2 protein-coding genes are annotated in these 537 nt (G+C 59.6%); both read left to right on the top strand.

Annotation, left to right across the window (positions count from 1 at the left end):
- Positions 1–230, top strand: a 230-nt coding sequence (locus J5M71_RS26950; RefSeq protein ID WP_207838554.1) for an MbcA/ParS/Xre antitoxin family protein, incomplete at its 5' end; no start/stop codon positions are given.
- Positions 227–537 (top strand): RES domain-containing protein (locus tag J5M71_RS26945; protein ID WP_207838552.1); only part of this gene is annotated, 311 nt, incomplete at its 3' end. The genes J5M71_RS26950 and J5M71_RS26945, both read left to right, overlap by 4 nt.

Genomic DNA, 537 nt, shown 5'->3' with positions numbered 1-537 from the left:
GCGCGTCGGTGCGCCTGGACACGCCGCAGAGCGTGATCGCCTACCAATATGCCGCTGCGCTGGAACTGGCCATCGAAGTATTCGGGCGTCAGGCCAAGGCCGAATCATGGCTGGAGCAACGCGCTACTTACTTCTACGGTTATGTGCCGCTCGATCTGGTTGGACATGCGCTGGGCTTCAGGATGGTGGAGGAGTATCTGAACCAGATCAAATACGGGGTTTATCAATGAACCCCTTGCCCTGGGATGATCGCTGGTACGCCTGGCGGCTGGATCGCGAGGTGTACAGCGAGACCTGGGACAGCGGCCTTGGATCGAAACGGGACGGCGGCCGCTGGAATACGCCCGGCCGCAGAGTCGTTTATGCGTCGGTCGACCCCTCCACGGCGATACTGGAGGTGGCCGCCCATGGCAGCTTCGATGCGCTTGATCAGGAACCCTATGTGTTGACCTGTTTTGAAATCACCCACGACGCCAGCGTCAGAATCGTGCAACCGGAAGATGTGCCTAATCCGCATTGGCTCACCCCGATCAAAAC

It is taken from the genome of Pseudomonas sp. 43(2021) (assembly GCF_017490805.1).
Classification (GTDB): Bacteria; Pseudomonadota; Gammaproteobacteria; order Pseudomonadales; family Pseudomonadaceae; genus Aquipseudomonas.
The sequence above is the reverse complement of the archived record's forward strand: the minus strand, read 5'-3'. Positions and strand labels throughout refer to the sequence as shown.